Annotated in this window: 23 protein-coding genes; all 23 read right to left on the bottom strand. The window is 41.9% G+C overall.

The window, feature by feature from the left end; genetic code table 11:
• Positions 1–27 precede the first annotated feature (27 nt).
• The 23 genes from GHNINEIG_RS07655 to GHNINEIG_RS07765 all read right to left on the bottom strand — a co-directional run bounded on the left by GHNINEIG_RS07655 (position 28) and on the right by GHNINEIG_RS07765 (position 25,553).
• Positions 28–2,466: a 6-hydroxymethylpterin diphosphokinase MptE-like protein gene (locus tag GHNINEIG_RS07655; protein ID WP_135796098.1), complete on the bottom strand. Its 2,439-nt coding sequence runs from the start codon at positions 2,464–2,466 to the stop codon at positions 28–30.
• Positions 2,467–2,487: 21 nt separating this feature from the next.
• The gene (locus GHNINEIG_RS07660) at positions 2,488–3,210 is read right to left on the bottom strand and encodes an acylneuraminate cytidylyltransferase family protein (RefSeq protein ID WP_135796099.1); all 723 of its coding nucleotides are present in this window, start codon (positions 3,208–3,210) and stop codon (positions 2,488–2,490) included.
• A gap of 34 nt (positions 3,211–3,244) precedes the next feature.
• Entirely contained in the window at positions 3,245–4,318 is a 1,074-nt protein-coding gene (locus GHNINEIG_RS07665) for a nucleotidyltransferase family protein (RefSeq protein WP_135796100.1), read from the bottom strand.
• Positions 4,315–5,538, bottom strand: a complete 1,224-nt coding sequence (gene neuC / locus GHNINEIG_RS07670) for a UDP-N-acetylglucosamine 2-epimerase (RefSeq protein WP_189636856.1) — start codon at positions 5,536–5,538, stop codon at positions 4,315–4,317. The genes GHNINEIG_RS07665 and neuC overlap by 4 nt, the downstream gene beginning before the upstream one ends.
• A complete protein-coding gene (gene neuB, locus GHNINEIG_RS07675) occupies positions 5,531–6,535 on the bottom strand; it encodes an N-acetylneuraminate synthase (protein ID WP_135796102.1) in 1,005 nt (334 codons plus the stop codon). Before neuB ends, neuC begins: the two co-directional genes overlap by 8 nt.
• Positions 6,532–7,707, bottom strand: a complete 1,176-nt coding sequence (locus GHNINEIG_RS07680) for a DUF2920 family protein (RefSeq protein ID WP_135796103.1) — start codon at positions 7,705–7,707, stop codon at positions 6,532–6,534. The genes neuB and GHNINEIG_RS07680 overlap by 4 nt, the downstream gene beginning before the upstream one ends.
• A 102-nt stretch (positions 7,708–7,809) precedes the next feature.
• The gene (locus tag GHNINEIG_RS07685) at positions 7,810–8,466 is read right to left on the bottom strand and encodes an acetyltransferase (protein WP_135796104.1); all 657 of its coding nucleotides are present in this window, start codon (positions 8,464–8,466) and stop codon (positions 7,810–7,812) included.
• Positions 8,463–9,662 carry a LegC family aminotransferase gene (locus GHNINEIG_RS07690; RefSeq protein WP_135796105.1) on the bottom strand — a complete coding sequence of 400 codons (1,200 nt, stop codon included), beginning with the start codon at positions 9,660–9,662 and terminating at the stop codon, positions 8,463–8,465. Before GHNINEIG_RS07690 ends, GHNINEIG_RS07685 begins: the two co-directional genes overlap by 4 nt.
• Positions 9,655–10,656: an NAD-dependent 4,6-dehydratase LegB gene (locus tag GHNINEIG_RS07695; protein ID WP_135796106.1), complete on the bottom strand. Its 1,002-nt coding sequence runs from the start codon at positions 10,654–10,656 to the stop codon at positions 9,655–9,657. Before GHNINEIG_RS07695 ends, GHNINEIG_RS07690 begins: the two co-directional genes overlap by 8 nt.
• 34 nt (positions 10,657–10,690) lie before the next feature.
• The gene (locus GHNINEIG_RS07700; protein ID WP_135796107.1) at positions 10,691–11,932 is read right to left on the bottom strand and encodes a murein transglycosylase domain-containing protein; all 1,242 of its coding nucleotides are present in this window, start codon (positions 11,930–11,932) and stop codon (positions 10,691–10,693) included.
• Between the two features lie 132 nt (positions 11,933–12,064).
• A complete protein-coding gene (gene flgL, locus GHNINEIG_RS07705) occupies positions 12,065–13,090 on the bottom strand; it encodes a flagellar hook-associated protein FlgL (RefSeq protein WP_135796108.1) in 1,026 nt (341 codons plus the stop codon).
• 21 nt (positions 13,091–13,111) lie between these two features.
• A complete protein-coding gene (gene flgK, locus GHNINEIG_RS07710) occupies positions 13,112–15,004 on the bottom strand; it encodes a flagellar hook-associated protein FlgK (RefSeq protein WP_135796109.1) in 1,893 nt (630 codons plus the stop codon).
• 41 nt (positions 15,005–15,045) lie between these two features.
• Positions 15,046–15,513 (bottom strand): rod-binding protein, encoded by a 468-nt coding sequence (locus GHNINEIG_RS07715; RefSeq protein WP_135796110.1) that lies wholly within the window; start codon positions 15,511–15,513, stop codon positions 15,046–15,048.
• A 10-nt stretch (positions 15,514–15,523) separates the two neighbouring features.
• Positions 15,524–16,624: a flagellar basal body P-ring protein FlgI gene (locus tag GHNINEIG_RS07720; protein ID WP_135796111.1), complete on the bottom strand. Its 1,101-nt coding sequence runs from the start codon at positions 16,622–16,624 to the stop codon at positions 15,524–15,526.
• A gap of 307 nt (positions 16,625–16,931) precedes the next feature.
• A complete protein-coding gene (locus GHNINEIG_RS07725; RefSeq protein ID WP_135796112.1) occupies positions 16,932–17,684 on the bottom strand; it encodes a flagellar basal body L-ring protein FlgH in 753 nt (250 codons plus the stop codon).
• A gap of 45 nt (positions 17,685–17,729) precedes the next feature.
• Entirely contained in the window at positions 17,730–18,521 is a 792-nt protein-coding gene (gene flgG, locus GHNINEIG_RS07730) for a flagellar basal-body rod protein FlgG (protein WP_135796113.1), read from the bottom strand.
• 16 nt (positions 18,522–18,537) lie between these two features.
• Positions 18,538–19,275, bottom strand: coding sequence for a flagellar basal body rod protein FlgF (locus tag GHNINEIG_RS07735; RefSeq protein ID WP_135796114.1), 738 nt, complete (start codon positions 19,273–19,275; stop codon positions 18,538–18,540).
• 316 nt (positions 19,276–19,591) lie between these two features.
• Positions 19,592–21,211: a flagellar hook protein FlgE gene (locus tag GHNINEIG_RS07740; protein WP_135796115.1), complete on the bottom strand. Its 1,620-nt coding sequence runs from the start codon at positions 21,209–21,211 to the stop codon at positions 19,592–19,594.
• Positions 21,212–21,279: 68 nt separating this feature from the next.
• Positions 21,280–21,963, bottom strand: a complete 684-nt coding sequence (locus tag GHNINEIG_RS07745) for a flagellar hook assembly protein FlgD (RefSeq protein WP_135796116.1) — start codon at positions 21,961–21,963, stop codon at positions 21,280–21,282.
• 11 nt (positions 21,964–21,974) lie between these two features.
• Complete coding sequence (gene flgC, locus GHNINEIG_RS07750; protein WP_135796117.1) at positions 21,975–22,385, bottom strand: flagellar basal body rod protein FlgC; 411 nt, start codon at positions 22,383–22,385, stop codon at positions 21,975–21,977.
• A gap of 2 nt (positions 22,386–22,387) precedes the next feature.
• Complete coding sequence (gene flgB, locus GHNINEIG_RS07755) at positions 22,388–22,789, bottom strand: flagellar basal body rod protein FlgB (protein ID WP_135796118.1); 402 nt, start codon at positions 22,787–22,789, stop codon at positions 22,388–22,390.
• A gap of 428 nt (positions 22,790–23,217) precedes the next feature.
• The gene (locus GHNINEIG_RS07760; protein ID WP_223260856.1) at positions 23,218–24,519 is read right to left on the bottom strand and encodes a hypothetical protein; all 1,302 of its coding nucleotides are present in this window, start codon (positions 24,517–24,519) and stop codon (positions 23,218–23,220) included.
• A gap of 59 nt (positions 24,520–24,578) precedes the next feature.
• Positions 24,579–25,553, bottom strand: a complete 975-nt coding sequence (locus GHNINEIG_RS07765) for a chemotaxis protein (protein WP_135796120.1) — start codon at positions 25,551–25,553, stop codon at positions 24,579–24,581.
• Between the last annotated feature and the right edge of the window lie 163 nt (positions 25,554–25,716).

The following is a 25,716-nucleotide window of genomic DNA, read 5'->3' on the forward strand; positions in this document are numbered from 1 at the left end:
AACAGATACCTAGCCAGCTTTTTAAAATTACTGTTGTAGGTAACTTTGCAATTCTGGGTGAAAAGGGTCCATCGAAAGTGCGACAGCCAGAGCATCTGAAAACACATCATTTAAGCCTGCTTTATTTGCATAATGCACAACTTTGATTAAAGCAGGTAAATTGGTTTGTTCTTGTCTAAAAAGTTCTAAAGCCACCTCAGTAGCCAAATCGGGTCTTCCTAAAATATTCAAATAATCTGCATAAGGAATCATATAATCTGAAGACAGTTCACACAAGTCCTGCAAGGTTTTAAGCGCTTTATCGTGCTGCTCTGTTTTCATATACGTCGGCAACAATTGACTTTTTATATACACCTGCAATTTAGGATGTTCATTTTTTTCATAAAGCTCAATAGCGGATTCAGGTGATTCTATCGCGGCAATTGATGCTTCAATAAAATTAGACAATCCTAACTGATCGATGGGATTTTTAAGGGTTTGTACCGGGTCCATTAGTGCTTTCAACTCTTGGATATTACCCAATTCAAATGCCTCTTTGATTTTGTCAATCAAATTGGTCACGCCATAAGCTTTTCTTTGAAGCATTTGCGCTTGTTTAGTATGCTCAGTAGAAATATCTTCATAGAATTTTTCTTGCACCCTGTCTAGACAAACTTGTTGCTCTGTAGCAAGTGAACCTGAATGATAACGAGTCCAAACTTCTCCTCGCCCAAATTCTTTATGTTGTTCCCAAACCGTTTCAAGTTCACAAGGTAAAGAGTTGTCATCAAATTCTTTCTGCATAAATTTGATTTCAGCAATAACCGAATCAACCAACACAATGAAGTCTTTAACCGACTTTTTCATGCCGTCAAAATAAGTAGATAATGTATGTGCGATTTCATCGTCAGATAAATTAGAACTATCCTCAACTGGCTTCATCACTTGAGAAAAATAACTGTATCCAAAATAAAAGAGCATCATAGCTTGATCATCTAGTTTTTTCTCTAACTTTTGGCGGTGTTTTTGAGCTTTGGCTAACGCTTTCGAATTAAAATCTTTTTGATATTGTTTTATACTTTTAATCGCATCGGTCAAAATTGATTGTGCTGAGATAATTAAAGCTCTTTCAGACTGCATCTCTTTTAGCTTATCCTTAAGAATTGTCTGCATTTCAGACAATGAAAACTTAATCTCAAGTTTTAATTGTTCCAAAACCGGGTATTTTGCTTGACTCCCCTCCTTGGGCAGGGAAATATCGTCAAATGAACGATATGCAATATTTTCAACCTTTGCTGCGTTTTGGCTTAAGTTAAACAGCTTCGTTTCACGCGTTTCCTGTAAGTAAGCAGCAATACTTCCCAATGCGATAACCCCTTGTGCAAAAGGAATATCTGTTTCGGCTTCCTCACCACTGTACGTCAATACTTTAGACAAATCTTTAATACCAAGCTTACCGACATTAGACTCAGCGGTACCGGAAACATGCGTCTGACCATTGTAAAAACATAAATCAACACCCGTGAGATAGATTTCATCACACCCTAAATACGCGGCTTGAACAACCGCACTATGGAGGACCGTTGGACCAGGTGAAGTGGAGTTTCCACTGGCTTCTTCCCAAGGATAGAGTTCACCAAAATAGCAAGAGATTCCAGACCATTGACTCAACAACCGAGGTGCAATGTGAAAACAATTCAACAAAATACTTTCTTCAGAAAAATAAAACATTTGCTTACTGTTGTCATAACTCAATTCATGCGGATCAACCGAAATAATAAAATCAGGTGTCACTCCAGCTTGATACAGTTTTTTGGAAACTCGACCAACAGCGAAAATAAAAAAAGAATCCTGTACGTCTTTTATCCATTCTATCGTTTGATCAAGAGACGGACCGCCTGCAATCATAATGGCTTTCTGACCTTTTAGGCGGTTTTTAATTTGTTTAATGGGAAAATTATTTCTTGGAAAGTTTTTTAACTGCGCTTCAACAAATGGCTTGGTGTGGTTGTTAGCTAAATCACTGAATTGCAAACGAGAATATTGATCTTTGATCAAAACCCAAAGTGATTTTATTTCTGTTGAGACTTCATCTATAACGGAAATGGATTTATACAGTCCAATGCGTTTGGTCATCATGTATTCAATCCAGTTTGCGCTGAGTTCTTTTAGATCAACATCTGCCGGTTCAACGCTGATCCAATCAGGTAGATAACTAAAATCGACTTTTTCAATGACTTCCGGTTGCTCAAAGAAAACAAACTCGCGACCTTTTTTGTTGTCTCGGTATTTTTCGTAAATAAATTTGGGTAACAACCCAGAATCCGTCCCCACAATTAAATTTAACTGATACTCAACATCGAATGAATCCTTAAAATAACGCTCAAAAACTGTCTTACTGGAAGAGTTTGTAAAAATTTTACCATTTAACTCTTCATAAAATTCTTCGCCATAGGCATTTTGTTTGGGCGCATTTAATACCGTCATGTTTACTTCTCTTTAATTCGTTTATTTCGCTAACATTTTCAAATAAGCTTCTACTTTAAAAACATCGACCAATTCATCTACGTCAATCCCAGCGATGGAACTCATTTCAAATAAAGCCGTTTCCCCCTCAACCACAAACGCTTTATGCTTCAAAAACCAACTTGGTTTAACAATATAAAAAGCGCCATTCACCGTAAAGAAATTGCCATCATAGTCTTGTCTTCGGTGGGCTTTTTGACCAGGCCTGGCTAAATATTGCCAGCTGCCATCTTCTTTCATATGCATACTTTTAAAAGGATGCTCAACCATTTTATGAACACTGACCATAGAATCAACGCCCAGCTCCATAAAACGCTGAACGGCACGATTTATATCTTCTGCCGAACGGAGTGGGGATGTTGGTTGCAATAACACTAATACATCGGGAAGTTCTCCCATTTGCTCCAACCAGGTCAACACATCCAAAACGACATCGGCTGTGCTTGCTTGATCTGTTGCAAGTGTTTGTGGACGTCGATACCGTGTATCAATTCCATGTAACTGAGCAAAATGTAGAATTTCATCATCTTCTGAAGAAATCAGAATATTATTCAGCACACCACTTTCCTTTGCTGCTTCAAAGGTATATTGCAATAATGGCTTGGCCATAATAGGAAATAGATTTTTCTTTGGAATGCCTTTTGAACCGCCTCTGGCTGGAACCAATCCTAAAATTCGTGGGCTGTTTTGTGTTTCTTTAGACATGCATGCTTCCGTTATCGTTTTTCTGTTTATTTAATTAACTAAAAGGATTAGCATTTCTTTTTTGGAAATGCACCTCGTAATCAGCCTGTGCTTGCTCAAAATCAGGCATCTGACCAATGTCCATCCAGTATTCAGTAATTGGAAATCCCCCAACATTCCCTTTTTCAGTCAAGACTTCATCAATCAAGGTTGGCATATCGTAAAAAGCTTGCTCAGGAACTTTTTCCATCGCCTCGGGAGAAAGCGCGTAAATTCCTGCATTGACAAAATAACGATAAACCGGCTTTTCAACCAGTTGGGTCACATGAGCACCTTCTATTTCAACAACACCATAAGGCACTTGTTGGGCATATTCCCGAACACAAGCGGTTGCAATGTTATGGTGTTCAGCATGGAAATCCAGTAAGCTCGATAAATTGACTTTGGTCAGTAAATCTCCATTCATCACAATAAAAGGTAATTCTGGTTTTTCAGGCAGTAAGCTCAATGCCCCAGCAGTCCCTCGGCGCTCTTCTTCTTCCACATACTCAATATTGATGCCCCATTGACTGCCATCACCAAAATAACTTCGGATTTGTTCGCCAAGATAGTTAATGCAAAAATAAAAGTTCACAAACCCCTGTTCCGCAATGTGCGTCACAATCGTCTCTAAAATAGGCTTATCCCCGACTCTAAGCATTGGTTTAGGAATCGATTCTGTTAAAGGGCGTAAGCGTGTTCCTAGCCCGCCCAACATCAGTACAACAGGATTCAAACGTTTTTGAATTTCCGCTTTATCATAGTAAAGCCCAACCATCACACCTTCAGCATTCACAATGGGAAGATGTCGAATCGATTTTTCCAACATCTTTCTTTTCCAGGCCGTCTTATCCTGACTGTCAATACCTGCGATAGGGGTTGAATTCATGGCCTCTACAACCGGCCCGTCAATGCCCCCTCCTTTTAACAAGGAACGGCGGACATCTCCATCCGTTAAGGTACCTTTCAAACAGCCTGTTTTATCGGTCACCAAAACAATCTGCAACGCTTCTTTATCGAGCACGGTCAATGCTTCTTTAACCGTGACCGATTCGTCTACAGCAATACGACGCCAGTCAAAAAGATTCATACAGTTTCTCCCTTCTCGTCAATGCTTTCATTTATATTCAAGGGTAAATTATAAAAAGACTTCACGCCCAAACAGGCCCTTTCAGACAACAGTGCTTTTTCCAGTTGTCCGACCATCTCTTTGGCACTATGACCTTGACCATAACAGGACACCTTTTTAGCCGCTAATATCTTAAACTCTGGCGCTAAGCTTTGTTCTAAAGCCAGCCTAATATCCTGCTGCTGCTCATCACAATCAATGACAGATGGCGCCCGAAGACGGCCGGTTTGCCGTTTTCCAATATTGACAGTTGCGACGCCCATGGCCGGTGCCTCGATAATGCCACTGGAAGAATTGCCTAATACAACATCACATACTTTCATCAAACTTAAATAACGCTGGGATCCTAAAGAAGAAACAAATGTTGCATTCATCTGAGTGGTTGAAATCCATTGGTTTACGTGTTGATTCAACTCAGCTCCGGTAGCATCGGTATTGGCCGCCGTCCAAACAACGGTCGCGTCAGGGAACTGTTCAATCGCTTTAAACAAATTATGCAGTGCTGTAATGCCCGATGTTTCGCCCCAGGAAACTGGATGATAAGTCACTAAAAAAAGCGGTGATGTTAATGGCATTTCCAAAGAATCACTCAGCTCTTTTTTAGATAAAAATTCCGTTGTTTTTATCACATCCAATCCCGGAGCGCCGACATTGAAAACGCATTGTGGTTGCTCACCCATTTGAATCACACGCTGACGATAGGGCTCGGCCGCTACAAAATGCAAATGCGCCATTTTCGTGACAGCATGACGAATGGCCTCATCCACGGCTCCTTCAGTCACTTCGCCTCCATGAATATGCACAATTGGAATATGTGCTAACAAAGCCGCCGAGCAAATCCCCAACAACTCATAACGATCACCCAAAACCACAACACAATCTGGGGTAAGACGTGCGAATGCCCGTGCAAAACCCGATGTTGCTTTAGCGACTGCATCCGACAAAGTCACGTTTTCGTTGCCGTTTGTCGTCGTTTCCGGCAAAATCGGAATTTCAGCCGCAATCTCGACACCGTCCGCTCGAATGTGCTTCACCGTCAGGCCTTGCTCAAAAACCAAATGTGCTCCTGTAACCAGAAGCTGACAATCGAATTTAGGGTGCGCATCAACCGCTTTAATCAAGTTAGACAGCAAACCATATTCCGCACGGGTTGCAGTAACGATAGCAACCTTTTTAATCAAGCTCAATCCCCTCATCTTCCTGGTAATCCCGCGTTGATTTTTGCCCAATCACCTGGTCCCACTCCGTTGCAAACACGCCGGAATCACTTCGCTTAAGAGTGATATTTTCTTCCGAAAAAACGGTATTCTTTGGAATAGGACGAGCCGCAACAATGCGTTTTCGCGCCACAGCAATGTTCATTGATTCAGAAGCAGACACCGTTTTTTCGCCATGCCCTAATGCTTGCTCAACGTGACGAATGGCAGTGACCATCGTTTTCAACTCTGAAGGGTTCAAACTGGCCTTATGGTCTGGACCTGGCCAGCTTTTATCTAAAGTGAAATGTTTTTCAATCATCTGTGCTCCCATTGCTACAGCGGCAATGGGCACTTCAATACCCAATGAATGATCCGACAAGCCAACAGGCAGATTTAACACCTTCTCTAAGGTTTGCATGGCATTTAAATTCACATCTTCATACGGTGTTGGATAAGCGGTATTCGCATGCAACACGGTTAAGTTACTCGCCTCTAATCCTGCTTTTAACAACGTATTGACTGAAAACTGAACTTCTTCCAGACTTCCCATACCGGTTGAAAGAATGGTCGGCTGATTATACGCTGCGATTTTTCGTAAATAAGGAACAGATAAAAGCTCTCCTGACGGAATCTTCCAACGCGCCATACCCAATTGATGCAGCAGCCGAATACTCTCATCATCAAAAGCCGTTGACATAAATTCAATGTCTGAATTCAAGCAATGCTGGATAATCACGCGGTGATCTTGCTCTGAAAGCTCTAAAGACTTAAGCAGTTCATATTGGCTTTTTTGTTTGCCCGTGTTCTGCGCTTGATAATCAGCTTGTTTGACACTTTTAGAAACGAGTGCTTGAGTGTTAAAGGTTTGAAATTTAACCGCATTCGCTCCAGCTTCCACTGCGGCATCAATTAAACGTAACGCGGATTGTAAATCGCCATTATGGTTGACTCCTGCTTCTGCAATGATAAAAACACTCATGCCACGGCCTTTTGAGTCACTCGTCCTGTCACTGGAAACGTTGAAAAATCGAACTCATAACGGTGATCGCCAGAATCATACCCCACTAAAGAACCGTTCATAAAATCATTTTCTAAACTGATGGTATGGTCATTAATATGAGCGAAAGCCTTGTCAAAAAAAGTCAGCATCGACAAGTTCATGCCATGCTCAATCGTTTTAATGTATTGACCATCTATATCGGCGGCTTCCATTACTTCCATATGAACATTCATTTCTCGCTGAATCATATAAGTGGCCATTTGAATTTTGTGTTCAGTCAGCGCCAACTTATCTTTTTCAGCATGAATAAAATAATAATAGGTTTCAGGCTCATAGTTTGAAAACTGACCAAGTTGGTCCTCCGAAAAAGTTCTGACGTAAAAACGCTTACCATCAAAAGTATTCGGCAAGCCTTTTTTTAAAGTCCAAGCTGTGCGCAAAAAGAATTTTGTCGCTATATGGCTATGCGTTTTGTGAATCAACTCAGGGTAACCATATTCTCTACCAACGATATATGTAAAATGCGGTTGCGCCCAAGATGAATTGTCAAACACCGCTCGGAATGTTTTGGGGGCAAACTTAGTGGCTAAATTTGCAATGTAACCACCGTAAGAAGACCCAATTAAGATGACATTTTCAGCCGGAATTGAATATTTTTTAATTGCATGCGCCACGGCATTGATAATATCTAACGCTTGCAATACACCGGCATTTTGATATTCATCTTTGCCTGGTATTAAAGTGGCCGTAATGGAGGCCTTTTGATTGTGATTCGCTAAATGCTTATTTAATATTTCGACCCCTTCCTCAATTGTATCCCCAGCAAAAGGTAGGTTATGCGCAAGAAATAATTTTTCTATTAACGCGACATCTTCCGCTTCATAAACCGTCGCACTGTGCACTTCAGGTCGACTGTAAAAACAATGATAATCAACAGTCATCGCTGCCAGGTCGTATTTTTCAGCCACCTTTAAACAAAATTTTTCTCGGTACGTCCCCGCATCATCACCAAACCCGGGGATATAGACAACCAAGCCTTTGGCGCGCTCTTTTGGCTGAGCAATAAGGTAATCTGTTTGGCGAGGGCAATGCTCAAACCCCAACTCAAAATCAGGCGTCGTTGAGAAACTGACTTTTTCTAGCGTAGACATTCACCCCCCTTCCATGCTGTTGTGTTAAGAACACCGTGCACTCGAGCCACGATGCGGGCTGATTGTGAAATAATTTTAATCATTAATGTGAAATCCCGTGTATTACTCACCATCTTTAAGGCCTCGATGTAACTTGGTCGGGTTGCCAATATAGATGCCGCTTTCATGGATTGATTTGGTCACAACCGAGCCTGCCCCTAATACGATTTGATGTGTAATATGCACTTCCTGAAGCAAAATCGCACCACTGCCAACCAAACAGTTATTGCCTACTTCAGCCGCCCCATTCAATATTGCACCGGTTGAAATATGACAATGATTCCCTACCAACGCATGATGTTCCACCAAAGCATGGGTATTGATAATACAATTGTGACCAATGCTGGCACAACTATTCACCAAAGCATGATGCATCACCACACACCCTTCACCCAATTTAGCCGAGCGTGCAACCCGTGCAAACGGGGAGATAATGGTCGGTAGAATGCCACCATGACGTTTTACTTTTTCATATAACATTTGACGAAGTACGGCAGTTTTAACTTGACCCACGGTTAAAACGCAATGCGGCGTTTCACTCAGTAACACATCCAAATCTTCATCGGTTCCTACCACAGGATATCCTAGCAGAGAGGTATTCTGAGCATTTTCAGCTTCCACAATCCCTTTGATTTCAAATTGTCCAGTGGCTTCAATCACATCAATCACAGAGGCGCAATGACCGCCGCCGCCAATCAACAAAACAGGCGTTTTAATCATTTTCGGACTCCTGCACAGTGAATGCCACTCGGCAGATTCACCACCCTTTCAGCAAACCATTCCGTATTAGGCAGTTCTGCTCGCAAAGCCTGTTGATAAATCTCAAGTTGATGCATGGGCGTCCATAAAGGACGCGTTTGGATGCCTTGCTCATTCGTCAGCATCAAAAATGTTTCTCTTTCAGAAGCATTTTGACAAAGAATGGCATTCAGCCAGTAATTTGATTGCGCTATATTTTCGTTGTTGGCATCATTAAAAACAGCCAGACCTGGCTGATTTTGAATGATTTGTTGATAACCTTGCGCCAGCGTACGCTTTTCTTTTAAAAAAGATTTCATTTTACCGAGTTGAGCCACACCCAAGGCTGCATTAAGATTCGGCATTCTTAAGTTATACGCCACTTCATCATGTTCAAAATACCAAGCATGAGGTTTTTTGGCTGTGGTGCTTAAATGCTTTGCATGCTCAGCCAGCTTGGCATTATTGGTCACCAGCATCCCCCCACCGCCTGTTGTGAGAATTTTATTACCGTTAAAGCTAAACACTCCCACATCACCAAACGTGCCGGTATGTTGTTTTCGATAAAAACTGCCTAAACTTTCAGCCGCATCTTCCACTACTTTAATATGGTGTTGGTGGCAAATCTCAACAACCTGATCGATTTCACACGGGAACCCCAGCGTATGCATAGGAACACACGCAGAAATTCGACGCCCGGTTTGCGTATGAATACAGTGACCTTGATGCGTGTGCGTTTCTGTTTCTAGAAAATGCTGTAATGCTTCAGGCGATAAGCCCATCGTTTTACGAGAAACATCTAAGAATAATGGTTCCGCTTGACAAAGCTTGATGGCATTAGGCGTGGCCACAAACGTCAACGACTGGGTTAACACCAAGTCGTTTGCTTGCACACCCACTATCTTTAGACCAAGAAATAACCCCATGGTGCCATTGACTACCGCTACAGCGTGGCTTGCTCCGGTATAATGAGCCAAATCAGTTTCAAATTGTTCGACATACTGACCAACAGAAGAGACAAAAGTGCTGTCAATACAATCCACGACGGTTAATTTTTCAGCCTCATCAAAACAAGGCGCATGCAATGGAATCACTCCTTCTTGTTTCGAAAAGATTCCATAGTGATTTCGAATAAAATTCAACAAGGCATCATAAGACTGAGACGTCGTTTCAGACATTGTAAATGCCCGCTTTATATTGTTTTAAATTGTCCATATTTCGGAACCAGCGAACGGTTTCTTCCAGCCCCGTGCGTAAATTGTATTGTGGTTTAAAATCCGTTAATGACTGAATCAACGTATTGTCACACCACAAGCGAAACACTTCCGAGTCTTTCGGGCGAAGACGTTGTTCATCTGTCACAAACACCACATCCGATTGCATAATGTCTTTAATCATGTCCAAGGTATCTTGAACGGAAATTTCAAAGTTTGAACCGATGTTAATGGTTTCGCCAATCGTTTTATCAGACTCGGCAATTGCCATCATGCCTCGACAGGTATCGGTCACAAAATTAAAGTCTCGTGTTGGGGAAGTGTCCCCTAATTTGATTTCTTTCATGCCATTGGCAATTTGCGTAATAATGGTTGGAATCACCGCTCTAGCAGACTGTCTCGGGCCGTAAGTATTAAATGGACGTGCAATTGAAACAGGCATTTCAAAGGCATTGAAATATGACATTGCCATGGCATCGGCACCAATTTTACTGGCACTGTAAGGTGACTGCGGCTGTGATGGGTGTTTTTCATCGATCGGTACATATTGCGCGGTGCCATAGATTTCCGAAGTGGATGTATGCATGAATCGCGTTACGTTATTATCAAGACAAGCTTGCGCCATATTTAAGGTGCCATTCACATTGGTTTCAACGTATGAATTAGGCGCAACATAAGAGTAAGGAATGGCAATCAACGCAGCCAGATGAAAAACCGTGTGACAGTCTTGGGTAATTTTTTTGCACAAGAAAGGATCCCGTACGTCACCCGACACCACTTCGATTTCATCCAGATAAGGCGACTGATCCAACCACCCCCAGAAATTAAATGAATTATACAGCGCCAATGCGCGGACTTTCGCGCCTGCTTTGACCAGCTGTTCGGTTAAATGTGATCCAATAAACCCATCCGCTCCCGTTACCAGAACTTGCTTGCCCTGCCAGTACTGATTCATCATTTAATTTTATCTCCCTGTGTGTCTCGAGGTTACCTTAAACTTCGTTCAATAACGCTCGATATTTGGTTTCCGCTTTTAAGACTTTATCTAAATATCGACGTGTTTCATCCGACTGGTGGTCATAACGTAATTTACGATACACTTGATTTGGTTTCATTTTATTCAAGCGTTCAACCGCCTTTTCCGGAGTGTTACCAAACAGCCCAAGCACCGTGGTTAAGCCTCCATTATAAGAAGAAATGGTAACCATTTGCTTAATTTTATCATCCTCTATATTAGAGAGATAATCGTGCTTTAGCAAACTCAAATATGCCGTTCCCATACGGATATTGTTTTTAGAATCGAATAGGTCGTTTTGACTTGGCTGCCCAGGCTTTGCATCAATGTATTGATAAACGTCTCGCCCTGCTGCTTCAGGCTTAAGCTGCATCAACCCTATGGCATTCGATCGGCTAACTGCTCGCGGGTTAAAAGCACTTTCCGTTTCCATCACCGCATATACCAGAGAAGGCGGTACGTCGAACTCATCTGCATAGTCCTTTACCCAGGCCTGGTAATTTTTTGCAGGCCCCGTCAGACCATCTTCAACCAAAGGGATATGAAGCGCAATAAACTCGCCTTCTTCATCTTTGATTTCTTCAGCATGATGTTCAATTAGATACCCTGCATAATCAAAGGCTTGTTTCGGATAGCGGATAGGCTGTTTATGTTGATCAAGTGCTTTACGATAAAAATAAGGTTTCTCAGACAAAACAAGACTGTCTTTTGATAACAGATCATGATCCGATAAAGGATGACTGAGCAGTAAAACTCGGCTCACGGCATTCTTAATATTTTTAGTCGAAGCAATTTCTTTCGGGAATTCAATAACCAACTCATCTTTATACACCACTAAAACAGGGTGTAGTTGTGATATATCTTGTGTTTGAGAGGCGCTAACCGGAGCGGGTTTAAATGAGTTTGACTGATCGGCTTTAAAAGCAACATCCTGCTTTTGATCTGTTAATGGTATAGGCTTGAAAGTTTCATTTATTGCAGGACGGGAACCGATATGAGACTCGGTATGAATCGACTCGACACTTGTTCGTTTTTTAGGCGTTGAAGACACCATATGACGAATGCCTGACTCAACAGGAAGATGTCGTGAGGAAGTGGTTTCCTTTGCTTGTGTTTGTGCAATAACCCATTGTTCAAAAGACACCATTAGACCGCTACTGACACCCAGTAGAATCATTGAAGCGACAATCAAATACGTAATGGTTTTATGGAATGACACTTGAATCCTCTGTCAAAATTTTGTTAAAAATTATCATTAAACAGAGGAAAAGCAATTTAAGCGCCAACATCAACAGAAAAACGATTTCAGAGTGTAAGGCAACCTGTTTTAAAAGAAGCTTCTGCCTTTCTCTTACCTTAAATAATCAAACAAGGACATTCCCTGTACTTTAGAAAAAACCTGCTGCGCCATTTGCAAAGCATTCTGGCGCATATTCAGTTGTGAAATACCTTCAACTACGTCCATTTCTTCAATATTAACTCTTCTTTCCTGCAAGGCCATTGAAAAAGTCTGCCCCGCCTCAAACTGAGTTTGAATACGATTTTGTCGGCTGCCTATTTCAGCCTGTTGCTTAGACAAGCCTTTTACGGCTGATAATAAATCATCGGCTACCGCATCAGGTGGAGGGTTACCTTGATCAAGCGAATCTTTCAATCCTACTAAAACATTCAATAAGTTCGGGTCTACGCCAGGAGGTAAAGAGGTTGCACCACCTGGGATATTGAACACTTTAGCCCCGTTATCTGTGATTCGAACGCGACTCGAATCCCCTTTATCATCTGGTGCTGCTGTCTGGTCATTATCAAACCCAATTTGAACAAAGCGTGATCCGAAATTGGCTCGTTCATCAAATTGGGCGCCAGCATTTGCACTTCCAATATAGGCGTAATACTCATTCCCAGGTTGTAAAGCAGCGGAGTTGGCTGGGTCAACGACAAATGCCGCCGTTGCATCCACATTATTACCGGCAAACAACAATTCTTCTTCCGAGTTATTACTGTTCATAATACCAGTCAGATGTTTAATAATTTGGCCAATTTCTTGTGCGGTTGACTGTCTATCTTCTGCGGTATAAGTTCCGTTCATCATTTGAATACTTAATTCACGAGCTCTTTGCGTCAAGTCAACGGCTGTAGAGATCTGACTTTCTTCCAATGACAGTTGCGATTTGGCAAATTCACCATTTTTTTCAAATTGAGAAAGGGTGTTGACCGCTTTATTCAAAGAGTGAATTTGACTGGTTGCTATAGGATCATCGCTGGGTCGGTTAACTCGATTACCCGTTGTCAATTTTTCTTGAATATCCAGCACCGAATTTTGGTGTTTTTCAATGGCCGAAAAACTTTGCAGATGAAATTGGTTGGTTGAAACTCTCATGATAATATCCCTTAACCGCGGTTATAACCGTACTGCACCAAGTAAAGATTGAAACAATGATTGTGATGTCTGAATGATTTGAGCCGATGCCTGATACGCTTGCTGGAAGCGTAGTAAATTCGCGGCTTCTTCATCCAAATTCACCCCTGAGTAAGATTCTCGTCGTGCATTAACTTGATCAAAAACATTCTCTTGCGACGTCAGTTGGATTTCAGTACCGCGTACATACATCCCCACATTCGTGGCCATCTTAGAAAAACCACCCAACAAGGTCTCTGATGCATTGCCTGAAGCATCCGAATAAAGCACTTTTTTAGACTGAAGACTAGCCATATTGGCAATATTAACATTATCACCGACAGAAGCGGGTGTCGGTGTTTCATCAGCCAAGCCTGCAACCCCCGTATCAACAGGTGACTGCCCTCGTGTCGCGATTTCTTCACCACTATTAATACTGGTCGAGAAATCTTCAAGCATTGCTTGATGAGGTTTTACAATAAAAGTATCCCCATCGGCTGGTGCTGCAGCGACATTAGTCACATCAAAGCGAAGTCCTTCAACGTCTTCGAACCCATTATCGGGCGCTCCCAGCGTAATCAAAACCGGATTACCCGCCGAGTCTAAAACAGGATCACCCGTTTTATTATCTTTAATTTCAAATCCATTGCTGGCTGTTGAAAACTGCAATTTATACTCTCGTGGTTCGAACTCACCGATTGCGCTCATCGCTTGTCCTAAATAGGTTTGCTTATCCCCATAGAACGGAGGCTGAGCATCAGCCGCAGGTGGAACCGCCGCCGAATCATAAGGCGGGTTGGTTCCCTGAACAGGAGCCGTTGGGTCATATACAGGGTTAAAACTCACTTGTATATTCGTACCATCTTCCGGCCCGGTATTTTTAGCACTTTGAATTGCATTGGTTGACAAAGGCGTGAAAAAATCTTGCCCAGGGTTACCATTTTGATCATACCCTTGATAGTGTTGCCAATTAGTCGAGGCAACCAAACCATTTAAGGCCACCCCCATTTCATTCATCGAACGATCCAGCAGATTATTACGAAAATCTAATACACCGCCTAGCTGTCCGCCTTTTATGTTATCAGAGACTTCAACCTTTTGACCGCCAATCTGCATATAGACCTCTATGCGGTTTTCATTTTTATAGTCGGTTAAATCCGCATTCAATGTGGTGAGGGTATTGTCACTAATTAAAGGATAACGACCATTGCCGGTATGAATATCAATCCGACCATCTTCCTGTCGAAACGTTTTGATATCCATATACTGCCCCAATTCTTTGATGGCTTTTTCACGTTGATCCAATAAGTCATTAGGTGGCTGCCCACCATTTGAAAGACTATTGGCCACCTGATTATTAATCGCCTGAATGGTGGTTAAGTTCTTGTTAATTTCATCCGTCATGTTTTTAATCTGACCGTTGACTTGCTCTTGAGTATCGCCCAAAACGGTGCTCATGTTTAACAGCATGGCTTCCATGTTATTGGCTTCACTCAGGACTTGGTCACGACTGGTTGACGAGGTTGGGTTATTGGATAAATTCTGAAAAGAATCAAACAGGTTCTGCATAAAGGTTTGAAGACCTTTGTCATTACTGGCAACCACCCCTTCAACTTGCTTAGACAAGCTAAGCTGTTCGTCATATCGACTCTTAAGGCTGTACGCGTCAACCAATTGTGTTTGGATATAATCCGCATAAACTCGGTCAATGGAGCTGACCCGAGAGCCGGCCCCTAAGAATCCATAACCTGTATTGCTTGGCGCACTACTGATTATATCGGCTCTTTGTCGGCTATACCCTTCGGTTCCAACATTGGCAACATTGTGACTGGTTACCTCAATCGCGCGTCTAAACGTATTCGTCGCTGCGGTACCAATATTTAACATATCAGCCATCTGAATGTCCTTTTTCTAGTCTAAAGTTAAGCCGACTCATCTTATTTTAATTGTCTTAAAGCCAAGCTATCTGAAGTCGTTTGCACCGGTTGCTTCGATTTTATAGGCAAATCATCTGATTGTGAAGCCTGTTTATTCTCTCTACTCTCGAGCAATTCTTTGTACTGCGACGAGGTCATTGAAGGTAACTTCGGTGAAAGTTGTTCAACAATTTTATCGGCCAACCCTAAAGAACCTTTAGTCGCTAATGTTTGAGAAAGTTGTTTATCGTACCAATCTTTGTAGAAATCGGCTTGCTCCCCATCCATAAATCCATCATCAAATTTAACTTTACGAGCCTCTTTTAAAATTTGCGACAGAAACATGGCCTCAAACTGTTCTGCAACCGGGCGTAATGCCGCTTTCTGATCTTGCTTGGCCGTTTGTTTTAAATCATTAAAAGAACCGCCATTGCCATAGATCTGTTGATAGGCTTCAAGTTTTGGAACTTGTAAATCTGCACCAGCCATACCCTACTCCTTAAATCACCATTAAGTCAGCGGACAACGCACCGGACTGTTTCAATGCTTCTAAAATAGCAACCAAGTCACCAGGAGCAGCCCCGACCTTATTGACCGCTTGGACAATATCATCCAACGTCACGCCTTTCGGAAACTTAAACATTCGCCCTTTGCCTTCGCTTTCAACACTCAACTCCGTTTTGGGCGTAACCTCAGTATTTCCGCCAGCAAAAGGGTTGGGCTGAGACACATCTTTACTCTCAGAGACTTTCACCACTAAATTACCATGCGTGACCGCGGCAGCTGATACTTTGACGTTACTGCCAATGACAACCGTCCCTGTTCGCGAATTAATAATGACTTTGGCCGAATCCACGCCGGGAGTAACTTCAATATTTTCAATCACGGATAAAAAAGCAACGCGTTGATTGGGAATTCTTGGCGCCATCACTTCAACCGACTCTGCATCCGTTGCATAAGCGGTACCTTTTCCAAGCTTAGCATTAATCGCATTCACTAAGTTAGTCGCGGTAGTAAAATCAGAATTTTTCAAGTTCAAGGTAATGGTATTCCCTAAATCAAACCCGGTATTGACGGTTTTCTCAACAATCCCGCCACCTGGAACACGCCCCACACTTGGAACATTGACCGTAATACGAGATCCATCCGCACCAGAGGCATCTAACCCACCGACAATTAAATTGCCTTGTGCCAAGGCATACACATTACCATCCACCCCTTTTAAAGGCGTTAACAACAGAGTCCCACCCCGTAAGCTTTTGGCGTTTCCTAAAGAGGAAACGGTCACATCAATTCTTTGACCTGATTTTGAAAATGCTGGCAAATCCGCATGAACTGCCACCGCTGCCACATTTTTTGAGTTGGTTTTTGTGCCTGGCGGTAAATTGATACCAAACTTATTCAACATGCTCATCAAACTCTGGTCGGCATAACTGGTCTTATCTCCAGTACCACTCAAACCAACCACTAAGCCATAGCCAATCAACTGGTTAGGACGCACCCCTGCCACATTGGCCAAATCTTTGACTCTTTCAGCGTAGCTGACAGCACTCCAAATCAATAATACCGCCATTAAAATGACACTTTTTCTGGTAAACATGGTCTTACTCCCAATTTTAGGAAATTATTTTTATTGTGTTAAACAATACTAGCATCAGGTATGCCATCTCGCTCAAAAATTAATAAAAAAATTAAAGAAATGAAGAGGTTGGCCGATATTAATTCGTCCAAACAAAAAAATGGGGCAAATATGCCCCCAAAGACCAGAAAAAAACTGGGATAAAATGACCAGGCCTGGCCATTTTTGAATAAATGAAATGAAGATTTGACCTAAGAAAGAAGACCTAGGTCATTCAAACTTTCTTTTCCTCATCTTTTTCCTTAAAAGATGAGGAAAAAGATTTATATTACAGAGGCCAATATTTATGTAGCCATTGTGTCACTGCGCCAGGCCGGTTGGTATCACCGGAAATACCCGTATCTTTATAAATTAAACGAACATCTGCGACCTTTTCAGAGTCAATGGTATTGTCTGGACGGATATCTTGAGGCCGAACAATACCCGCAAAACGAATCACCTCTTCGCCTTCATGAATGGTAATCCACTTCTCGCCTCGAATAACCAAATTACCGTTTGAGATCACTTGTACCACTGTCACGGCAATAGAACCACTTAAACTGGATTTTTGTTTGACATCCGACTTACCGGCAAAGCTACCATCTGAACCATACCCGATACCAATCCCTGACCCCAAGCCAGGAACAGAAACATTTCCACCAAAAACACTGGCATTAGAACCTGCTGCGGCTTGCCCATTTAAACCAAAATTCTGTTGATTACTTTTGTCGTATTTCGCTTCATCTTTTTTCTTGGCATCAAAATTTTCCGCGAGGTTAATCGTGATAATGTCGCCAACCTTATGTGCCCGAGAATCATCAAACAGCGTAATGGCATCACCGCTCTGGTATAAAGAACCATTCTTGGGCACCGTTTTTTTCGGAATATTCATCGGATAGTTAGGTTCATAAGAAAATTTTTCCATGCGCTCAGGAGTTGCTGAACACCCACTTAAAACGATAGATGAAACCATCATCCCCAAGAGCAGCTTAGAAAACTTTGTATTATTATTTTTTTGAGTTTTTGTGTTAATTCTGGTCATTTCTAGCTCCTTGTGCTTATCACAAAGCATCTGGCTATTTAATCATTAAACATTATTATTCAAATACTGCATCATGCCATCCGCGGCACTGATTGCTTTAGAATTCATTTCATAGGTTCTTTGCGCTTCGATCATGCCGATTAACTCTTCAACCGTATTCACGTTGGAAGACTCTAAGGCCCCTTGCAACAAACTACCCGCTTCTTCAATTTCAGGGTTTTTAACATTGGGAGCACCACTGGCTAAGGTTTCAACATAAAAGTTCTTCCCGGTTGCTTCCAGCCCTGCCGGATTGATAAACGTCGCTAATTCAATCTGACCAACCGCGATTGGTTGAGGGTTGCCTGGCTCTTTCGCTGACACCACACCATCACTGGAGATAAAGACTTCCGTCGTATTCAATGGAATATTGATATTAGGTTCTACCAAATAGCCAGATGACGTCACCAAATCACCATTCTGATTAACTTCAAACGACCCATCACGGGTATACATGATATTGCCGTCCTGATCCAATGCTTGGAAAAACCCTTTCCCTTCAATCATCACATCCAACTGGTTGTCGGTTACCATGGCATTCCCTTGGGTATGGATTTTCTGCACCCCAATGGCTTTCACACCCGTCCCTAACTGAAGACCAGACGGAAAGGTATTCTCTTCATTTTGCGTGGCTTGCGCACCAGGTTGACGAACATTTTGATACATCAAGTCGTTAAACTCAGCACGACCTGTCTTATAAGCATAAGTATTGGCATTGGCCAAGTTATTCGAAATGGTAGCCAATCTAAAATCTTGTGCTTCTAAACCTGTTTTTGCGACATAGAGTGCTCTGTTCATTTTAAGACTCCTACTATTAGCTTAACTTAAGAATGCTGTCAGATTTTTGGGCATGATTTTTAGACGTGCTCATCATCTTAATTTGCATTTCATATTTACGAGAAAGCTCAATCATATTTGTCAAAGCTTCAACGGTATTGACATTACTGCCTTCTAGCGCACCACTCACGACTCTGATCGGTGCTTGCTCCAATTCCGGACCATTATTTCGAATATAGCCATCCAAGCCTTTTTCTAACTGCTTGATGTCAGGCTCCACCAGTCTTACTTGATCTAAGACAACGGCTAAGTTATTGGTCGAATCGGCTGGAATAAATGAAATCGTGCCATCGCTACCAATTTGAATAGATTTGGCAGGCGGAATATTAATCGGCGCGCCTCCCTCATTTAAAACCGGATTTCCATGCACGTCTAATAAATCCCCTTCAGGGTTAAGATGCATGGAGGCGGAACGGGTTAAGGCTTCTGATCCATCAGGTGCCTGAATGGCTAAAAACCCATTCTCTTTCGTCATGATATCTAAGTCACGCCCAGTCACTTTTACCGCCCCAGGTGTAAAATCAGTCGCTGGCCTTTCGTCTAATGAATACGTTCGTGAATTCCAACCTGGCCCCTGCATATGCTGCGCACGAAACTGGTTAAAATCCTGTTTAAACCCATCCGTGTTTGCATTGGCCAAATTGTTAGCATTGTTCGCCTGCGAGAGCATCACTTCTTTAGCGCCACTCATCGAAACATAGAGCATACGATCCATCAGACAATTCCTTTCAATTTATTCCAGTCAAAATAGTGGCTAAGACGAATCAATCACACCTTAGCCTAATACACTGAAGCACTTATTATTTATGGACTCTAACGGTCCGTACTTCTGTTCCCTTGTATGTTTAGCGTTCTTGTCAAATAACTGACGCTTTAACATCTATACAGGAATTAGATAGCATAGGCTGTGCCAACTTTGACAAAAAAAAGAATTAAAGATTTCAGAAAAAGGTCGATAACCTTATATGGGAAGGTACAAACAAAAAAGCCGGCAAGAAATGCCGGCAAGACCAGAAAAAATAAAACGTTAATTAAAGCTGTAAAATCGTTTGCGTCAGTGTTTGCGATGTTTGAATCACTTGTGCACTCGCTTGGTAGGTTCTTTGAGTCTGAATCATATGAACCAGTTCTCCTGCCGTATCCACATTCGAATACTCCAGTGCACCGGCATTAATCGAACCATATCCATTACGCTCAGACGTCCCTATCTGGACAGCACCAGAGGCAAAACTCTCTGCATAACTTTGTCCACCAAGCTTCTCTAGTGCATTTTTATCGTTAAAGTTGGCCATCCCAAGCTGAGCAACTGGAACCGAGCGACCATTTGAATAACGTGCTTCAATCACACCGTCTTTACCAGTATATACACCAACCAAATCCCCGATGGCATACCCATTTTGTGTCACACCACGCAAGTTATAAGACCCTGCAAATTGCGTCATGTCTTTAAAATCAACATCAATACTGACCCCTAGTGCATCTGCTGGATTCCCCAATGGATCATTCGCACCGGTGATAGGGTTGTCAACCACCCATTCCATATTCGGCTGATTCCCAGTAGGCGTCCAAGTTGCAGGATCAAGCGGGTTATTCGCAGTGTCTTGCCCAGTAGGCGTTGAATTTGCCCCTGTCGCCAGTGCAGCAACAGTCGGTTCACGCGTATCAATCAAGTTACCATTGGTATCAAAACGCAACTCGTAAATAATCCCAGCATCCGCTGACGCTGTTCCATCAGCAGGAACGGCTTCACGATGTCCGCTTGTGACCCACTGCCCTGTAGCTTCATCATAATCTTCCATCGTATACTGAGCCAACCAACTGGTGTATTTGGTATTCCCGACACCTGCAGCTGCTTCTTGAGTATACGTATCCGTTGCAGCGTTGTACGTCAAATCAGAGTTCGCTTCAGTGACCACATCACGCTTATAGAAATTAGTGGTCAAACGGTGTTCTCCCCCTAATGTATCATATACAATCTTATTGGTTGAGAAATCAGGATAGCCACCATAAGCCTCAGTTTCAGGTGCGACTAATTTTTCAATATTCGACAAAGCCGACCCAGCCAGAGCAGTATCTCCCCCTACTGAGTTTTCAATGCCCGCTATTGGTGTCTGAGTGGCATCAACGTTGTTATCTTCTTCACCATCAACGTTAATGTCGTAATTCATTTCATCCGTTGACTTAGGCGTTTTATTCAACTCATCCAAGTCAATGGAACTTAATGTCGTTTCAAACACAGGGTTTCTTTCCGTCGACAACGCAGGGTTCAATAAATACCCTTGCACTTTATTCCCTTCCTGAGACGTCACATACCCATCTTTATCAAGCTTAAAAGAGCCATTACGAGTATAGACGTTTTCATATTTCCCGGTTCTGTCTTCTAAGATAAAGAAACCTTCACCGTCAATCGCCATATCCAAGTCACGACCTGTATCCGTGATGGTTCCATTAGTAAAATCCTGGGTAATTGAATCAACGCGTACCCCGTTTCCAGGAGTACTTTGCGCACCATAAAACATATCTGAAAACTCTGCTCGAGAGCTTTTATACCCCATTGTTTGAGCATTGGCTAGGTTATTGGAAATAACCCCTAACCCTTGAGAGGCGGCATTAAGACCACTGACCGCTGTTAAATCATACGCTACACCCATGATGCTTCTCCTTTACGTATTCTCTTGTGTTTGTTTTTTTATTTAAAAATAATGTGGTTTAATCTGGTTTAACTGATTTCTCTAATATCATCTATTTTGACTCTTTCTCCTGTAGCCAAAGTCGCTGTTGAACTACCATCCTCATTAATTGAGATTGAATTTACCTTAGATGGGACGATTGTTTTAATAGACTGTAATTCATCGTTTTTATCCAATCCGAAAACGGTCAAAGTATATTCTCCACTTGATGCGATATTACCCAGCTTATCTTTTCCGTCCCAGTTAACGGTCTTTTCACCGGCATTCAAGTCATCCACAAAGATTTCAGAGACCGGACCGTTGGCATCCGACACCACGACTGTCACATCTTTTAATGGCTGGTCCAGAGACAGTCGAATTGGTGTTTCAGAGCCTGCTTCATGAGACATCGTGTCGCCAATGGCTTGAACATTCTTACCAATTAATGAGGCCGATTGCATGACCTGCATATTTTGCAGCCCAGTCGTCATTGCCAGCATCGACTGGTTCATTTTAGTCGTTGCTTCTAACTGACTCATTTGGGTTAAATCGGTCACGAAATTGGTAGGATCCATTGGTTTATTGGGATCTTGGTTTTGAAGCTGGGTGGTTAAGAGGCGAAGAAAGTCTGCCTGTCCCAACTGTTGATCTGGCGCATTCGACTTCCCATTCGTGGATTGCTGAAGCGCCTTCATATAGTCTGTATTATTGCTGCTGATTGCTGGAGTTGCCATCGGTTACTCTCCTATTTACCCATCTGAATGGTGCGTAACAATAACTGTTTTGAAGTATTCAACACTTCAATATTCGTTTCGTAACTTCGAGAAGCACTCATCATGTTTGCCATCTCTTCTACCACGTTCACATTAGGTCGATAAATATACCCTTCCGCATTCGCCATCGGGTGATTGGGGTTATATTCCATTTTTAAAGGGGCTTTGCTTTCCACAATATCATCCACCTTTACCCCACCAGCTGGTAAACCTGTTTCATTGTCCATAATGGTTTTAAAGACAGGCTGCTTGGAACGATAGGTTTCATCGGAGTTTGAACTGATACTGTCAACGTTCGCCATATTAGACGCTATCGTATTCAATCGAACAGTTTGAGCTTGCATTCCAGTTGCAGAAATATCTAACGTTGGAAACATCGACATGATTATTCTCCTCTCAAGGCACCGCGGATGCCGGTAATACTGCTATTTAGAAATTCAAGCGTTGCTTGGTACTGCATTGAGTTTTCCATAAACTGCGCTTTTTCAATATGCGTTTCAACCGTATTGCCATCCAAAGAAGGTTGTGTCGGCATGCGATACTTTAAATAATCTTCTGTACTGGCTTCTGCAAACCCTTCTATATGGCGACTGTTCGTCATTTTCAGATCAGGCTTATAACGCCCTTTATTCAAATCTTCTTCTGCCGCTTGCATTTCTTTTCGCCAGTCCACGTCCCTTGCTTTAAAATTCGGCGTGTCTGCATTGGCAATATTATTTGCCAGAATACTTTGGCGTTCTTTACGAACCGCTAAAGCATGTTCATGTATACCAAATACCGATTCCATAATCTTTTCCTTTTCCAGTCTGCTGTTTAGTTCGTAAAAACAAACAACCGTCAAAATTTTATTGTTTTTATTTTTCTAGGAAATCATTAGCAATCAGAATGCCAACCCTTTAAAAAAAATTAAAGTTGGCGAAAAAAGGCCGTATATCGGCAGAGAACTCAAAAACTTTAGAAAATAAATCACTTTTTTAAATTCTTTCGGCAATTTTTGCCGAAAACAAACATAAGAAGTTGTTTTATAAAGATTTATTTAAAAGAAAATGACAAGATATTTTTCAAAGAAGAGTTAAAAGCGGCAAAAAATAACCAGGCCTGGGCATTTTTCAATTTGAAAAAAATTAAGAACAAACGTTTAAAAATAAGAGCTTACAGAAAGAACTCTTCAGTGATTTGATTTTGAGAGGCATGCCAAAAAAACGACACTTTAAATTACCAGGACCGGACAGTGTCACCAACTTGAATAAGGCCCTCTTTCGCCAAAATTTCAGCAACAGCAAACTTGGACTGGATACGTTTAATCTTCAGAAAACCAGCCGGTTTAGAATCCAGCCCTAAATCCATTCCCTGATAACGCACAGGACGACCAAAGTTATGGTAAACGGCTAACTCATCCCCTACACGAGCACCTGACTCGCGCGACAAGAAAACAATATACTCACCATCTCTGATGTCAATTATTCGGGTTTCAACAGGACGGCAGTTTAAATAGCTATAAACTGATTGCGTTTGCTCTTGTAGTAAAGCGTGAAAAATCATACCCGTATCGGTAGCAAAAAATGCGTTGGTACCAAAAGGTCGATCTCGTCCCACAACCACATCGCCTTTAACATCAAAGCCTTTTCTATTCTGAGAAACCACTTTATGATTCACTAAGTCGACAACATAGAAATCAACTTCTATATAACGTGCATTTGGCTGGACTTCCCGGTTATAAAACCGCTTAATATCATTCCATAACTTAGGGTCTTCATTGTGAGCCGAGATCGAACGAATCACCGATAACAATAAAAACTGTGCGCCAGTGCTCTCACGAACTGGGTCTAATACTTCCGGAGATAAATTAGGACCTACCGCTTGGTTTGGGTCAATCACGGAAGAATCTTCGAGCATCAAAAGGTTTTGATAACCTTGGTTTTTTAAGCGTCTTTCCAATTCATTTTGATACCCGACCAATAAATTTGAAATATCAGCGGCACCATAAGAATCTGTCGTGACAGGTCGAGCAATGGCTAACTTAGGCTGATAATGGTTGCCAGGAATATTATTACAGGCTTTGGGGTCTTCTGTTAGACAAACTTCCATTCGAACTTGATAAGTTTGTAGCTTCTTGATTTCTTCTGGTGATTTTTTCAATCCTTTTTCATTAAAAAGATCATCAAACTCGGGCTCTTTCACCCCTTCATCCATAATGATAAATTTAGAGACTTTACTGTGACTGGTAAAGTGTGTCATATCCTTGGTAAGTGTGTAATCTTTGACCACCTGATCGGAATCGATACTCAGATTGTTTTGCATACTGGCAAGCTTCAGACCATTTCTTATCGCCATTTGCCGAGCGAAGGCTTTTGAAACATCTTCCGTAGAGGCCGTGCCTGTCACAACGACACAATGCTTAGGGTAGGCCTGAGAGGATTCTTTTACTTGAGAAGATTCCTTTAAAGGGGTCGCAGCAACGGCAATGGCACTAAACAAGAAAGAAACCAGCAAAAGAGTCCATTCTTTTGCAAACAAATACTTCCTTAAACCCCACAATATCATCAGTTTTTCCATTCTCAACCCATTGCTTTGAATTATGACGCCTGTTTCTGTCTTTGGACCGCGACAGCATCAATCCGGTCAATAATCGCTTGCGCCAACTCTTCTGGGTGCCATTTTGACATGAATTTATTAGCGCCGACTTTCTCGGTCAATGTATCATTAAAGCCGCCACTGAGAGATGAACTCAAGACCACATACAAATCACTTAAACGTGGGTCTTTTCGAATATTGGTGGTTAAGGTATACCCATCCATTTCCGGCATCTCAATATCTGAAATAACCATCAAAACGCGTTCACCAACAGGCGGACTAATATCTTTATCCGCATCATCAGCCCACTTTTTCAAAAAGTCTAAGGCCATACGTCCATTGGTAACAATTTTGTTGGAGATGCCTAGTTTTTCCAACGTGGTTTTGAGTTGGTTTCGAGCAACGGCTGAATCATCGGCACCCAAAACAAAGAAATCATGCCCTTTTGTCTTCGCCTGATTTTGGTGAAGAAATTCATCAGACATTTCTTCTTGTATACCTGACACTTCAGCTAAAACTTTTTCAACATCGACAATTTCAACAATTTGCTCTTGTGCACGGGTAATACCGGTGAGGTAGTTTACGTTTTGCAGTGAGTCAGGAGGAGGTAAAATGTCTTCCCAGCGCAAGTGAACAATACGGTCAACGTCTTCAACCAAAAACCCTTGAACTGAACTGTTAAACTCCGTCACAATGGTCAAAGACTCACTGTATTTATCCCTTGGAACGGCAGGTAAATCAAGCGATTTTGCTAAATCAATCATCGGCATCGTTTGCCCGCGAATATCAGACACACCAACGACTCGATCATCGGACTTAGGAACGGGTGAAATATAAGGCGTACGAATGACTTCTCTAACCTTAAAGACATTAATACCAAATAACTGATTGCCGTGGATTTTAAACAACAATAACTCCATGCGGTTCATTCCCGCTAAAGACGTTCGTTGGTCAACCCCTTTTAGAAAACTTGACATTTAAAGCCACCTTCACACTTTTATTTGTGCCATTGCGTTTGTTTCAACATAAACCTTTCGAATACTCTTAAGAATTTCTTATCGAGACAACAATGATAATTCATTCAATATCAGTTAATATAACTGAAAACCTAATAGCAAGCAAAATGCAATCAAAAGTATC

The organism is Hydrogenovibrio crunogenus (assembly GCF_004786015.1).
GTDB classification, from domain to species: domain Bacteria; phylum Pseudomonadota; class Gammaproteobacteria; order Thiomicrospirales; family Thiomicrospiraceae; genus Hydrogenovibrio; species Hydrogenovibrio crunogenus.